Annotated in this window: 13 protein-coding genes; 8 read left to right on the top strand and 5 right to left on the bottom strand. The window is 72.2% G+C overall.

Annotated elements, in window-relative coordinates; all coding sequences use genetic code 11:
* Positions 1–129 precede the first annotated feature (129 nt).
* Together ACZ6NC_RS41205 and ACZ6NC_RS41200 are read right to left on the bottom strand one after the other, a co-directional pair.
* Positions 130–1,374, bottom strand: a complete 1,245-nt coding sequence (locus ACZ6NC_RS41205) for a trypsin-like serine peptidase (protein WP_465739031.1) — start codon at positions 1,372–1,374, stop codon at positions 130–132.
* 200 nt (positions 1,375–1,574) lie between these two features.
* Positions 1,575–2,204 (bottom strand): hypothetical protein, encoded by a 630-nt coding sequence (locus ACZ6NC_RS41200; protein ID WP_380322880.1) that lies wholly within the window; start codon positions 2,202–2,204, stop codon positions 1,575–1,577.
* A gap of 303 nt (positions 2,205–2,507) precedes the next feature.
* On the opposite strand from ACZ6NC_RS41200, the gene hemL reads away from it, so the two are divergent.
* From hemL to ACZ6NC_RS41165, 7 genes are all read left to right on the top strand, one after another.
* Complete coding sequence (gene hemL / locus ACZ6NC_RS41195) at positions 2,508–3,836, top strand: glutamate-1-semialdehyde 2,1-aminomutase (protein WP_465739030.1); 1,329 nt, start codon at positions 2,508–2,510, stop codon at positions 3,834–3,836.
* Between the two features lie 62 nt (positions 3,837–3,898).
* Positions 3,899–4,546: a histidine phosphatase family protein gene (locus ACZ6NC_RS41190; protein ID WP_465739032.1), complete on the top strand. Its 648-nt coding sequence runs from the start codon at positions 3,899–3,901 to the stop codon at positions 4,544–4,546.
* A gap of 203 nt (positions 4,547–4,749) precedes the next feature.
* Positions 4,750–5,364 (top strand): TlpA family protein disulfide reductase, encoded by a 615-nt coding sequence (locus ACZ6NC_RS41185; protein ID WP_465739029.1) that lies wholly within the window; start codon positions 4,750–4,752, stop codon positions 5,362–5,364.
* Positions 5,361–6,149 carry a cytochrome c biogenesis CcdA family protein gene (locus ACZ6NC_RS41180; RefSeq protein ID WP_465739028.1) on the top strand — a complete coding sequence of 263 codons (789 nt, stop codon included), beginning with the start codon at positions 5,361–5,363 and terminating at the stop codon, positions 6,147–6,149. The genes ACZ6NC_RS41185 and ACZ6NC_RS41180 overlap by 4 nt, the downstream gene beginning before the upstream one ends.
* 2 nt (positions 6,150–6,151) lie before the next feature.
* On the top strand, positions 6,152–7,894 hold the full coding sequence (gene resB, locus ACZ6NC_RS41175; protein ID WP_465739027.1) for a cytochrome c biogenesis protein ResB: 1,743 nt from the start codon (positions 6,152–6,154) through the stop codon (positions 7,892–7,894).
* A 3-nt stretch (positions 7,895–7,897) separates the two neighbouring features.
* Positions 7,898–9,031 carry a c-type cytochrome biogenesis protein CcsB gene (gene ccsB, locus ACZ6NC_RS41170; RefSeq protein WP_465739026.1) on the top strand — a complete coding sequence of 378 codons (1,134 nt, stop codon included), beginning with the start codon at positions 7,898–7,900 and terminating at the stop codon, positions 9,029–9,031.
* 123 nt (positions 9,032–9,154) lie between these two features.
* The gene (locus ACZ6NC_RS41165; RefSeq protein WP_465739025.1) at positions 9,155–9,559 is read left to right on the top strand and encodes a hypothetical protein; all 405 of its coding nucleotides are present in this window, start codon (positions 9,155–9,157) and stop codon (positions 9,557–9,559) included.
* Between the two features lie 32 nt (positions 9,560–9,591).
* Here ACZ6NC_RS41165 and ACZ6NC_RS41160 read toward each other — a convergent pair whose 3' ends face one another.
* Complete coding sequence (locus ACZ6NC_RS41160; RefSeq protein WP_465739024.1) at positions 9,592–10,641, bottom strand: ScbA/BarX family gamma-butyrolactone biosynthesis protein; 1,050 nt, start codon at positions 10,639–10,641, stop codon at positions 9,592–9,594.
* A gap of 351 nt (positions 10,642–10,992) precedes the next feature.
* Between ACZ6NC_RS41160 and ACZ6NC_RS41155 the strand changes: the two genes are divergently transcribed.
* Complete coding sequence (locus tag ACZ6NC_RS41155; RefSeq protein WP_465739023.1) at positions 10,993–11,592, top strand: ScbR family autoregulator-binding transcription factor; 600 nt, start codon at positions 10,993–10,995, stop codon at positions 11,590–11,592.
* 78 nt (positions 11,593–11,670) lie between these two features.
* On the opposite strand, the gene ACZ6NC_RS41150 is transcribed toward ACZ6NC_RS41155, so the two are convergent.
* Together ACZ6NC_RS41150 and ACZ6NC_RS41145 are read right to left on the bottom strand one after the other, a co-directional pair.
* Positions 11,671–12,294: a ScbR family autoregulator-binding transcription factor gene (locus ACZ6NC_RS41150; RefSeq protein ID WP_465739022.1), complete on the bottom strand. Its 624-nt coding sequence runs from the start codon at positions 12,292–12,294 to the stop codon at positions 11,671–11,673.
* 199 nt (positions 12,295–12,493) lie between these two features.
* Positions 12,494–12,706 carry an acyl-CoA carboxylase subunit epsilon gene (locus tag ACZ6NC_RS41145; RefSeq protein WP_465739021.1) on the bottom strand — a complete coding sequence of 71 codons (213 nt, stop codon included), beginning with the start codon at positions 12,704–12,706 and terminating at the stop codon, positions 12,494–12,496.
* Positions 12,707–12,848 lie beyond the last annotated feature (142 nt).

Here is a 12,848-nt window from a genome sequence, read left to right as displayed (position 1 = left end):
AAAAAAAAACAAGACCAAACAACAAAAAAAAGGAGCACCCAAGGGGCCCCCGCCCCCTCCCCCCCCCGCCCCCCCCCCCCCCCCCCTTCCTGGTACGGGCCCCCCCCACGGCCGGTGCGCCGGGTGCCGTCAGCCCTTCTTGGCGATGAAGTCGAACAGGCCGGCCGCCACACTGTCCAGGTACGGGCCGGTCTGGTACTTCGGCTCACCCTCGAACCCGACCGAGACGTTGCTGACCAGGGCCGGCTTGCCGTCCTTGGTGGCCAGCCAGCCGCCGCCGCTGGAGCCGCCCGTCATGGAGCAGCCGATGGCCAGCATCGGCGGGCGCGCGGGGTCGAGCGAGTAGCGGGAGGGCTTGCCACCCTCGCAGTGGTTGAGCTCCATGCCGTCGAACGGCGGTGCGGCCGGGTAGCCGTAGTCGGTGACGGCCAGCTGGTCGCGCGGGGCGTTGAACCAGACCGGCACGGCGCCGCCGATCGTCTCCTCCAGCGACTTGCCGCTGTCGTTCTCGGGCTTGACGCGCAGGATCGCGAAGTCGTACTGCGCCGCGGGGCCCACCTGGCCGCCGCCCTCGGCCTTCCAGACCGGGGAGGTGACGTAGTTGACCGCGTCCCACTCGCCGTACGGCGCGTACTGCGAGGCCTCCGTCGGCCGCTTGCCACCGCTCACCGCGCCGGAGCTGTTGAAGTCCGGGATGAAGACGATGTTGCTGTTGAACGTGGAGCCCTTGCCCTGGTGGGCGCAGTGGCCGGCGGTCCACACCAGGTTGCTCTTGCCGGGGTGGGCCGGGTCGGCCACCACGGTCCCGGAGCAGACGTAGTGCTGGCCCAGCTTGCCCGGCGCGAGGCTCTCGCCTCCGGGCTTGTCGAAGAAGATCTTGCCGAACACGGCCATGTTCTTCGCGTACGGGTGCGGTACGGCCTGCGCGTTGACGGTCTGGGGCGCCGGGTCACTTCCGGCGTCGCCCGGCTGGGTGGGTGCTCCGCTCGGCGTCTGGGCGGTCGACGGCTTCGGTGCGGCGGTGGTCGGCTGTGCGGACTGCGTCGGTGCGGTGGTCGGCTGCTGTGCCGACGGCTTGACGGGCCCGGCCGGCTGTGCGGACAGCATCTTGTCCAGGTTCCAGTAGCCCTTGGCGACGGCCGGGAGGGCGTAGTCCTTGGCCCACTTCTCCCAGTCGTCGAAGCTCCACTTCTTCAGATCTGCGAGATTGGCCGGCAGCCCCAGATCCGGCGCGTTGGTCGCGGCCCCCGTGGCCGTCGCGTCGCCGGAGCTGTTGTCCGGCCCGCAGGCCGAGGTGGCCAGCAGGGTCAGTGCCAGTACGGATGCGCCGAGGGTGGCCCGCGCGGCGCGCATGGTGGTACGAGTCGATGACATGAACGTCGGAAAATCCCCCTGTGAACGGCCCGGCGCGGAAACCGACGACGCCGGGTATGCGGGCAGGAGTATGTCACCGATCGTCAGAACGCCTGTTCCCGAGCGCGTCCGGGTGGGTGGGCCGGTCCTGGTACGACGCGATCGAACGCCCCCCGATCACCCCGCGGCGGAGGCTCGGAGGGGGCGCGGGGGCTTGGGCGTCAGGGCCAGACCAGGCAGTACAGCTGGTGCCCGGCCTCGTGCAGCCGGTTCGCGAAGTCCTGCCACTCGTGCAGCATGCTGTAGATCACGAAGGCGTCGCGCGGGCCCCGGCGGTCGGGGACGGTGGACCAGATGAAGGCGGCGGCGCCGAGTTCGGTCTCGTCGGCCTTGCGCAGCGGTTCGACGACGTTCTGCGGGAGCTGGACGACGGCGTAGTCGGGGTGCAGGACGACCAGCTCCAGCGGCGGGACCTGGTGCAGCGGCACGCCCTGGATGCCGGTGAGGACCATGGCGCTCATGGTCTCCGGCTTGATCTTGGTGGAGAGGTGGCCGTTGGGGGAGCCGCTGGTCTCCATCAGGTCGCCGAGCCGCCCGAGCGAGCCGAGCTCGCCCGCGTCCAGGCCGAGCCCGCCGGGGCCGAGCGCGGTCGGGACTCTGGCGGCGGTGGCTCGGTCGGGTGCGCCGAAGTACTTGTAGGTCACCCCCACGCGTCCCTCACCCCGCCTCTCTCCGCCTCGACCGCCACGACCCGTACCCGCTCCCGTACCCCCGCGTGCGGCCTCGGCGGGCCGGCGGGAGCCACCCGCGGCCTCGTCGTAGCCGTCCTGCGCCTCGGACACTCGGACCATCCTCACCGGAATTCGCCGGAATCGACAGACCCCCGCACGTCCGGCGTCCCACCGGACGTGCTCCTTACCCGTCATGCGCCGCCGTACCCAGTCGGGGCACGCGGCAGTCCTCTTCACACCCCTGCACATGCGGAGCGTCTGAACATCCCGCATGGAAAGCCTGAGTACATAGTCTGACTGGTCCGTCCAGCGGAAGCAGTCAGGGGCCCCGTTGTACGGATAACCGTACAGACTTCGTCGCCCGGATCATCGTTCCAGATGATGAGGTCCGACATGCAGAGGTGAAGGACACGATTTGAGACCATGTCTCACGTGAGCTACCCCTACGAAGCACCCCAGTCCCAGTCGCTCTTCGACCGCGCCTCGGTCGTCACGCCCGGCGGCGTCAACTCCCCGGTGCGCGCCTTCCGTGCCGTGGGCGGCACGCCGCGCTTCATGGTGTCCGGCGCCGGCCCCTACCTCACCGACGCCGACGGCCGCGAGTACGTCGACCTGGTGTGCTCGTGGGGCCCGATGATCCTCGGCCACGCGTACCCCGCGGTGATCGACGCCGTCCAGCAGGCGGTCTCCCGCGGCACCTCCTTCGGTACGCCCGGCCAGGGCGAGGTCGAGCTGGCCGAGGAGATCGTCGCCCGGGTGGCCCCGGTCGAGCAGGTCCGCCTGGTCTCCTCCGGCACCGAGGCGACCATGTCGGCGATCCGGCTGGCCCGCGGCTTCACCGGCCGGGCGAAGATCGTGAAGTTCGCCGGCTGCTACCACGGACATGTGGACGCGCTGCTGGCCGCCGCCGGTTCCGGCGTCGCGACCTTCGGTCTGCCGGACACCCCGGGCGTCACCGGCGCCCAGGCCGGCGACACCATCGTGCTGCCGTACAACGACCTGGCCGCCGTCGAGCAGGCCTTCAAGGCGCACCCGGGCGAGATCGCCTGTGTGATCACCGAGGCCTCGCCCGGCAACATGGGCGTCGTCCCGCCGCTGCCCGGCTTCAACGGCGGCCTGGCCCGGCTCTGCAAGGAGAACGGCGCGCTGTTCATCTCCGACGAGGTGATGACCGGCTTTCGCGTCTCCAAGGCCGGCTGGTACGGCCTGGAGGCGGCCCACGAGGGCTGGGCTCCGGACCTGCTCACCTTCGGCAAGGTGATGGGCGGCGGCTTCCCGGCGGCGGCGTTCGGCGGCCGCGCCGACGTGATGGGCCACCTGGCCCCGGCCGGCCCGGTCTACCAGGCCGGCACCCTCTCCGGGAACCCGATCGCCACCGCGGCCGGCCTGGCCCAGCTGCGCGGCTGCACCGACGAGGTGTACGCGACGGTCGACCGGGTGGCCGCCGAGGTCTCCGCCCTGGTCTCGGACGCGCTGGCCAAGGAGGGCGTGGCGCACAGGCTGCAGACCGCCGGGAACATGTTCTCGGTGTTCTTCACCGAGGCCGCCGTCACCAACTACGACGAGGCGAAGACCCAGGAGGCGTTCCGCTTCAACGCCTTCTTCCATGCCATGCTCGCCCAGGGCGTCTACCTGCCGCCGTCCGCCTTCGAGTCCTGGTTCGTCTCGGCGTCCCACGACGAGCGGGCGATCGAGCGGATCGCCGCCGCCCTGCCGGCCGCCGCCCGTGCGGCCGCCGAGGCCACGGCCTAGATTCCACCGAGCCCCAGGAGTACTGAGAAGTGAGCGCCAAGGACATCACCGTCGTCCACCTGATGCGGCACGGTGAGGTGCACAACCCGGAGGGCATCCTGTACGGCCGGCTGCCCGGCTACCGGCTCTCCGAGCTGGGCCGGCAGATGGCCGACCGGGTGGCCGAGGACCTGACCGGCCGGGACATCACCCACGTGGTGGCGTCCCCGCTGGAGCGGGCGCAGGAGACCGCCGAGCCGATCGCCAAGTCGCACGGCCTGGACCTCGCGACCGACGAGCGGCTGATCGAGGCGGACAACATCTTCCAGGGCAAGACCTTCGGGGTCGGCGACGGTTCGCTGAAGAACCCGGGCTACTGGAAGTACCTGACCAACCCGTTCAAGCCCTCCTGGGGCGAGCCGTACATCGAGCAGGCGGTGCGGATGATGGGCGCGCTCGCCGCCGCCCGGGACGCCGCGCGCGGGCACGAGGCGGTCTGCGTCAGCCACCAGCTGCCGATCTGGATCGTCCGTTCCTTCGTGGAGCGCCGCCGGCTCTGGCACGACCCGCGCAACCGGCAGTGCTCGCTGGCATCGCTGACCAGCTTCACGTTCGAGGGCGACAAGATCGTCTCGGTCGGCTACCGCGAGCCGGCCCGCGACCTGCTGCCCGCGCACCTGGTCGGCAAGGGCGGCAAGAGCAAGCCGGTGGGCAAGAGCTTCGGCGCCTGACACCGCGGCCCCGCAGGCCCGGCCGCCGGTCTCGCCGCCGGGCCCCCGCAGGCCCCGCCGCCCGATGTAAGACCCGTCTAAATATGGGCTTCGTCACCCCCGACGCGGCCGGGTGTTCTGGTCCAGCCGCAGGTCAGAGGGGGTCCGACACGGAATGTCGGACCCCCCCGAACCTGGTCGGAAGAGCATGCGAAACTTTTCACATGTCTGGCACGACGCGCCCCCGTCCCCGTCTCGCCGCAGCGGCCGCAGCCACGGCCGCCGCCGCGCTCGCCCTCACCGGCTGCTCCTCCTCCGGTTCGTCAAACGGTGGCGACGGCCAGATCGGCTTCGTCAGCGCCAAGGGCAGCACCATCTCCAAGGCCGCCGCCGGGCACCGCCAGGACGCGCCGGACATCTCCGGCAGCACCCTGGAGGGCAACCCGGTCAAGCTCTCCGACTACCGGGGCAAGGTCGTCGTCCTCAACGTCTGGGGCTCCTGGTGCGGGCCGTGCCGGGCCGAGGCGGACGACCTCCAGCGGGTCTGGGAGAAGTACAAGGACCAGGACGTCCAGTTCCTCGGCATCAACACCCGGGACCCGGAGATCGCCAACGCCGTCCGTTTCGAGCAGGAGAAGGGCGTCACCTTCCCCAGCCTCTACGACCCGGCCGGCACCCAGCTCCTGAAGTTCCCCAAGGGCAGCCTCAACCTGCAGTCCCTGCCCACCACGCTGGTGGTCGACCGCGAGGGCAAGCTCGCGGCCCGCGCCGTCGGCGGCCAGACCGACGACGCCCTGGAGTCGATCCTCCAGCCGGTGGTCGCGGAGCCGAAGCAGTGAGTGCCGCGGCGCACCCGGCCGCGCTGCAACTGGCCGACACCACCGGGACCATCCAGAGCGGGGCGCTGCTGGTGGCCGCGCCGATCGCGCTGGTGGCCGGCCTGGCCTCGTTCTTCTCGCCGTGCGTGCTGCCGCTCGTGCCGGGCTACCTCTCCTACGTCACCGGCTTCTCGGCCGCCGACCTCGCGGACGCGCGCGGGGCCCGGCGCGGCCGGATGCTGGCCGGGGCGCTGCTGTTCATCCTCGGCTTCACCGCCGTCTTCGTCTCCGGCGGCGCACTGTTCGGCTACTTCGGCTCGACGCTGCAGGAGCACAAGCGGGCCATCTCGATCGTGCTCGGCGCCCTGACCGTCGTGATGGGCCTCGCCTTCATGGGGCTGGTGCCCGGGCTGAGCATGCGTGAGCTGCGCTCGCACCGCCGCCCGGCGGTCGGCCTGCTCGGCGCACCGATGCTGGGCGTGGTCTTCGGCGTCGGCTGGACGCCCTGCCTCGGCCCGACCCTGTCCGCCGTCCAGAACCTGGCGCTCAACGAGGCCGACGCGGGTCGCGCCGCCCTGCTGATGACCGCCTACTGCCTGGGCCTCGGCGTACCGTTCGTCGTGGCCGCGCTGGCCTTCCGCCGGGCGCTGGGCGCCTTCGGGTGGGTCAAGCGGCACTACCCGCTCGTCATGCGGATCGGCGGCGGCATGCTCGTCGCGGTCGGTCTTCTGCTCGTCACCGGGGTCTGGGACTCGATGGTGAACGAGATGCAGTCCTGGACCGCCGACTTCCAGATCGGAATCTGACCGTGAGCAAGACCACGACCGATACCGACCTGCCCCCGGCGGAGGTCGAGGACGCTGCCGAGCGGCTGACCACCGCGCCGGTCGAGTCGGACGGCCCCACCGGCATGGGGGTGCTCGGCTGGCTGCGCTGGATGTGGCGCCAGCTGACCTCGATGCGGGTCGCGCTGATCCTGCTCTTCCTGCTCTCGCTGGCCGCGATTCCGGGCTCGCTGATCCCGCAGAACGGCCAGAACCAGTTCAAGGTCGAGACCTGGAAGACGCAGCACACCACGGTCGCGCCGGTCTACGAGAAGCTCCAGCTGTTCGACGTCTACAGCTCGGTCTGGTTCTCGGCGATCTACATCCTGCTGTTCGTCTCGCTGGCCGGCTGCATCGTCCCGCGCACCTGGCAGTTCGTCGGCGTGCTGCGGGCCAAGCCGCCGGCCGCGCCGCGCAACCTGACCCGGATGCCGGTCTACGCGGCCTGGCGCACCGACGCGGACGCCGAGGCGGTGAACGCCGCGGCGCACGCGCTGCTGCGCAGGCGCCGGTTCCGCGCCGACCTGGCGGGCGGCTCGGTGGCCGCCGAGAAGGGCTACCTGCGCGAGGTCGGCAACCTGATGTTCCACCTGTCGCTGTTCGCGCTGCTCGGCGGCTTCGCCTGGGCGAGCCTGGCCAGCGGCACCGGCGGCAAGCTGATGGTGGGCGGCGAGGGCTACTCCAACACCATCACGCAGCTGGACGACTTCACCGGCTCGCGGTTCTACGGCACCGAGGACCTCGACCCCTTCTACCTGAAGCTGGACAGCTTCAAGTCCAGCTTCCAGACCAAGGGCGACCAGATCGGCGCCGCCCGCGAGTTCACCGCGAACGTCGAGTACTACGCGGGCAGCGACGCCTCCAAGCTGACCAAGGGCACGATCGAGGTCAACCACCCGCTGGAGATCGGCGGCAGCAAGGTCTACCTGATCGGCCACGGCTACGCCCCGGTGATCACCGTGAAGAACGGTGCCGGCGAGGTGGTCTACACCGGTGCGACGCCGTTCCTGCCGCAGGACGGCAACCTGACCTCCACCGGAGTCATCAAGGTCTCCGACTACGGCGAGAAGGACGGCAAGAAGACCCAGATGGGCTTCTCCGGCTTCTTCCTGCCGACCGCGCCGGTGGCCTTCGACATGAACACCGGCCCGCGCTCGCTCTTCCCCGGTGACGCGGACCCGGCGCTGGTGCTGAACGCCTTCGCGGGCGACCTCGGCACCGACTCCGGCCTGCCGCAGAACGTCTACCAGCTCAACACCAAGAACCTGACCCAGCTCCAGCAGGACGGCAAGATCGCCAAGGTCCGGCTGAAGCCCGGCCAGGCCTGGGAGCTGCCGGACGGCTACGGCTCCGTCACCTTCGAGGGCTACAAGCAGTGGGCCAGCTTCAACATCTCGCACCGCCCGGGCAACGAGATCGCCCTGGCCGGCGGCGTGCTGGCGATCCTCGGCCTGATCGGCTCGCTGTTCGTGCAGCGGCGCCGGATCTGGGTCCGCGCGGTGGCGCTGCCCGGCGGCGGCACCCTGGTCGAGCTGGCCGGTCTGGCCCGCAGCGAGTCGGCGAAGATCGCCGAGGAGCTGGCCGTCCTGGCGGTGGACCTCCAGGACGACGCCCCGGCGGTCGAAGATCCGGATGAACAAGCAGACGAGCCCGGGGCCGCCGAGGCCGACGAGGCCTCGGCGCCCGCAGACCCCGCAGTCCCTGCCGACCAGAACTCCAAGGAGTAGACGGTGCATCTCGCCTCGGCGGTCGACCCCCAACTGGCCGACCTCTCCAACAAGCTGATCTATTCGGCCATGGCCGTCTACACGATCGCCATGCTCGCCCACATGTTCGAGTGGACCTTCGGCAGCAAGGGCGCCGTCGCCGTCCGTTCCACCGAGCAGGCGGGCAGCCTGGCCGAGACGGTCGCGGCCGCTGCCGAGCCCAAGGCCACGAAGAAGGTCACCGTCACGGTCGCCTCGGCCGGCGGCGGCACCACCACGCTCACCCGCACCGCCCTGGCGGGCGAGGGCGCGACGGTGGTCACCAGCGGACGCGGCGAGGACGAGGTGGACGGCCCGGGTGCGGCCGGCACCAGCGAGCGGGCCGACCTGGCCGGCCGGATCGCCGTCTCGCTCACCGTCCTGGGCGCCATGCTGCACGCGGGCGGCGTGCTCACCCGCGGCCTCTCGGTCTCCCGCTGGCCGTGGGGCAACATGTACGAGTTCTCCTGCGCCTTCGCGCTGGCCATGACGGTCGCCTACCTCGGCCTGCTGGCCTCGAAGAAGCCCGTCCGCTGGCTCGGCCTGCCGGTCACCCTGGCCGTCGTGCTCACCCTCGGCATCGCCACCCAGGTGCTGTACACCGAGTCCGAGCAGCTCGTCCCGGCGCTGCACTCGTACTGGTTGGCGATCCACGTCTCTACCGCGATCATCTGCGGCGGCGCTTTCTACGCGGCGTTCATCGCGACCCTGCTGTACCTGGGCAAGGACTCCTTCGACAAGCGGATGGAGGCGGGCCTGACCACCGGCCCGCTCGGCACCTCGGTGTCCATCTGGCAGCGCCTGCCCGCCGCGTCCACGCTGGACAAGCTGTCGTACCGGATCAACGCGCTGGTCTTCCCGCTCTGGACCTTCACCATCATCGCGGGCGCGATCTGGGCCGAGGCCGCCTGGGGCAAGTACTGGGAGTGGGACCCGAAGGAGACCTGGTCCTTCATCACCTGGGTTGCCTACGCCTGCTACCTGCACGCCCGGGCCACCGCCGGCTGGAAGGGACGCAAGGCCGCCTACCTGGCCCTGGCCGCGTTCGCCTGCTGGCTGTTCAACTACTACGGCGTGAACATCTTCGTCACCGGAAAGCACTCCTACGCGGGGATCTGACCGGAGGAAAGCACCCACCGGCCCGGCGCTCCGCAGATCGGAAGCCGGGCCGAGGTGTGACAGGGGTACGTCGTGCCGGCCAACCCGAGCCGGCACGGGGAGGAACGAGGAGGAAATCGCGCGATGGAGTGCGACGAGGTCATGCTGACCGTCCGAATCACCGCCGCCGAGCGCATGCTGCTCCGCAGGCTCGCCCAGGGACACCGCAGCGACGTGTCCGAGGTCGTGGCCGACGGCCTGCTGGACATCATCCCCACGCTCAGCACGCAGGCGGACGCCTACCGGCTGCTGGGCGCCCTCACGGCCCCCGCGCCGTGCGCCCTGACGGTCTGGCTGCCGACCCCGCTGGCCGACCTGCTGGTCCCGGGGGCGGCCCGGATCGCCCAGGTGACCCAGGTCCGGATCGGGTCGGCCAGCGCCATGCTGGGCGCCGCGCTGCGGCTCTGGCTGGCCCAGGACCCGAGCCGGCTGGCCGCCAACCTCAGCGTGATGCACGCCGGCCGGCCGGCCGCGCTGGTCGCGGCCTGAGCCAGGCGGGCCGCGGACCGGCCGACGGCGGGTCAGCTGGCGAGCGGCAGGCCCGGATCGCGGTCCGGGCCTGCCGGGCGGCCGTCGAGGGCCTCCCGGCGGGCGGCGCCGCCGTCGACCGGCGCGGTGACCAGCCGGCACTCGGCGGCCGTCCGGCCGTCCTGCACCAGCATCACCCGCACCGGCACCCGCTCGGGGCTGTTCCCGAGGCCGGTGCCGGGTTCGCGGACCGCCTGCACCAGGCAGGGGCGGTCCAGCTCGATGAAGCGGCTGAACGAGGAGACCAGCTCGACAGGCACCACCCGCTCGGGGTGTCGCAGCCGCTGGGCGGCCTGCCGGGCGGCCTCCAGGACGAGCATCCCGGGCACGTGGTCCGGGGCGCGGTCGAACAGCACGGGGTGGCGGGCGTCGGCCCGCAGCAGCCAGCTGCCCGGCACCGGCGACGGTCCGAGGACGACGTCGGCGGCCCGCTCGCGGCCGACCAGTTCGGGCGCGGTGGGGGTGTCGGGGAGCCAGGGCCCGGCGGGCCGGTTCCCGGCCCCGCGCAGCCGGGCGTACGCGACGGGGGAGAAGACCCGCAACTGTCCGGAGGCGTGGCCGACCGGCCTGCCGTCCCGCCGGATCTCGGCGTGCACCCGCAGCGAGGCCAGCCGGCCGTGCCGCATCCGGACGTCGTGGCAGCCGACCTCCAGCATCAGCGAGGCGGGCGCGGCGGTGACGGCGAGGGCTTCCAGGCCGGCCGGGCCGAGCGTGTAGCAGAGCTCGTCCAACGCGAATTCGTGGCCGTCCGGCACACCGAAGCCGACGTGGCCGATCAGCAGCCCGGCCTGCCGCACGGTCTCGGCCAGCAGCACCGGGTCGTGGTGCCGGTCGCCGGGGAGCCGGTAGAAGCCGTGCAGCCGGGGCCACTGCGCGCCGAGCAGGAAGTCGTACGGGCCGGTCGCCTGCCAGCCGGTGATGAGGACCTCGGAGACGGCGGAGCGGTGGACCAGATGCCGGGAGACGGTCCGCTCGTGGAAGTCGTAGCCGGGACCGGGGTGGGGATACGGACCGTGGTCATCCGGTTCTACGATCAATGGCATGACGGGCCCCACTCCCGGGTGTCGGTCGACCGGCCGCCGCGCGGGCGGCCTTCACAAAACATACAGACCACCCGGTTTGCACCCTGCGAGCGGGGTCACCGCTGCCGGGTACTTGGCGTGATCACGTTACCCGGCCTCTGGGCTGCGGGAACGTCCGGCGGGAAGAGGGCAGACCTTGGGCGGGGGTCGGTCCCCCGCTGGACGGCGGGGGCCACCGAGGAGCTAGATTAGATACCAACCATGCGGTTTCGGGCGGTCCGTCCGCATGCGAGGCGTCGCGCCACCGGCGGCGGCGCCCTGACAGCAGCCGGGCGAGCCGGGATCTCGCCGAGGCCGAGGCCGGAGGGGCCAGTGGTCAAGCAGGAACGCGCGGGGAGGACCAGGCAGGCCGTGCTGCTCGCGGCCGCGGACACGTTCGCCGACGCCGGATTCGAGTCGGCCAGCCTGGTCGACATCAGCCGCCGAGCAGGGGTCAGCAAGGGCGCGCTCTACTTCCACTTCGTCTCCAAGCAGGCGCTGGCCGACGGTGTCCGCGCGGCGGCCGCGCGCGAGATCGGCTCGGCCGCCCTGCGCGCCCGGCGCGGCGCCGGTCCGGCCGTCCAGGGCCTGATCGACTTCTCGCACGAGCTGGCCCGGCTGCTCCGCGAGGACGTGGTGGTCCGGGCCGGCGTCCAGCTCGGCCAGGGTGCCCGGGGCGGCGCGGGCGCCGCCTGGCAGAGCCTCACCGCCGCCTTCCGTCGGCTGCTCGACCGGGCCGCCGACGCCGGCGAACTGCGCCCCGGGGTGGACCGCCGGCAGGCCGCCGAGCTGCTCACCACCCTGGCGGCCGGGCTGGTGCTGCTCGCCCCCGAGGACGCCGGCCGACTCCGGCCGGAGGCGGTGCACACCCTCTGGGCGGCCGCCCTGCCCGCCCTGGTCCCGGCGGACCGCTGCTCCGCCTACCGCACCTGACGTCCTACCGCGCCTGAGGTCCTGCTGGACGTGGGCTCCTGCCGGGCCTGCGGCGCCGCGGGCCCGGGCGCCGCGGGCTCAGGCACTCCCCGGCGTCCGCTCGGCCACGCTGAGCCGGGCGAGCGCGTGCGGCTGGACGAGGCCGGGCAGCAGCAGCGTCCAGAGGTCGGCCATCCGCTGGAGCAGGTCGCGGCGGCCGCTCAGCACCTGCGAGCTGAGCTGGATCCCGGTCACCGCACCGGTGATCACCCCGGCCGCGGCCGCCACGTCCAGGCCCGGGTGCAGGTCGCCGGCCTCGCGGGCCTGCTCCAGCAGTCCGCGCGCCGCGTCCGACCAGCCCTGGTAGGCCCCGACCTGCGGCTGGGTGAAGCTGCCGTGCTCGATGGTCAGCCGGATGCTGCCGCGCACCATCGGGTCGTCCAGCAGGGCGTGCGCGAAGGCGTAGCCGAGGTCGATCAGGGTCTGCACCGGGCTGTCGGAGGTCGGCTCCCAGGTCGCGAGCCAGGCGCCCTGGCCCTCGATGACGGCCAGCGCCAGCTCCTCCTTGGAGCGGAAGTGGAAGTACAGCGCGCCCTTGGTGACGCCGGCCCGCTCCAGGATCTCCGACATGGTGGCGGCGGCGTAGCCGCGTTCGTCGAACACCTCGGCCGCAGCGAGGAGTACCGCCTGGCGGGTCGCCAGCGCCCGGGCCTGCCTGGCCATCGCAGCCTCCCTGGAAAGTTCTCGTGCTCGGCAGCGGCCGATCCTATGGGGAGGCGCCGGGGCGGCGGGCCGCATACCGTCCAGTAGGTATTCTACCGAGCCGCCTGCGGCCGGACCGGCCCCGCCGGGTGGGGCCGGGGACGCCGACGGCCGGCCACCCCGAAGGGTGACCGGCCGTCGGTCGGGTGCTGCGGGGCCGTCAGGCGGCCTGCTGCCAGCTGACCGGCGAGAAGTAGGCCGGGCGGCGCTCCAGGCGCTGCCAGGTGGCGATCGGCTCGACCGGCGCGGCGGCGGCCGCGGCCTGCTGGGCGGCGGCGGCGCGGGCCGTCAGCACGGCGGTGAGGGCCGCGAGCTCCTCGTCGGAGAGCGAGCCGCGGACGATGCGGACGAGAGGTTCGGCGGAAGCGGTCATGGTGTGGTTTTCTCCCCCGGGCACGTTACTGGTGAATGGTCAGCTGAACGGCGCTGCTACATCGGCGGGTTGCCGTGCTTGCGGCTGGGCAGGTCGGCGTGCTTGGTGCGGAGCATGGCGAGCGAGGAGGCGAGGACCTGCC

The organism is Kitasatospora sp. NPDC041988 (assembly GCF_055588525.1).
This window is presented reverse-complemented; position numbering and strand designations above follow the sequence as displayed.

What these genes read in the sequence shown, in the direction of transcription:
- hemL (WP_465739030.1), top strand. Translation starts at nt 2,508, where the DNA reads ATGTCTCACGTGAGCTACCCCTACGAAGCACCCCAGTCCCAGTCGCTC.
- ACZ6NC_RS41205 (WP_465739031.1), bottom strand. Translation starts at nt 1,374, where the DNA reads ATGTCATCGACTCGTACCACCATGCGCGCCGCGCGGGCCACCCTCGGC.
- ACZ6NC_RS41190 (WP_465739032.1), top strand. Translation starts at nt 3,899, where the DNA reads ATGCGGCACGGTGAGGTGCACAACCCGGAGGGCATCCTGTACGGCCGG.
- ACZ6NC_RS41200 (WP_380322880.1), bottom strand. Translation starts at nt 2,204, where the DNA reads ATGGTCCGAGTGTCCGAGGCGCAGGACGGCTACGACGAGGCCGCGGGT.
- ACZ6NC_RS41145 (WP_465739021.1), bottom strand. Translation starts at nt 12,706, where the DNA reads ATGACCGCTTCCGCCGAACCTCTCGTCCGCATCGTCCGCGGCTCGCTC.
- ACZ6NC_RS41165 (WP_465739025.1), top strand. Translation starts at nt 9,155, where the DNA reads ATGGAGTGCGACGAGGTCATGCTGACCGTCCGAATCACCGCCGCCGAG.
- ACZ6NC_RS41185 (WP_465739029.1), top strand. Translation starts at nt 4,750, where the DNA reads ATGTCTGGCACGACGCGCCCCCGTCCCCGTCTCGCCGCAGCGGCCGCA.
- ACZ6NC_RS41150 (WP_465739022.1), bottom strand. Translation starts at nt 12,294, where the DNA reads ATGGCCAGGCAGGCCCGGGCGCTGGCGACCCGCCAGGCGGTACTCCTC.
- ACZ6NC_RS41160 (WP_465739024.1), bottom strand. Translation starts at nt 10,641, where the DNA reads ATGCCATTGATCGTAGAACCGGATGACCACGGTCCGTATCCCCACCCC.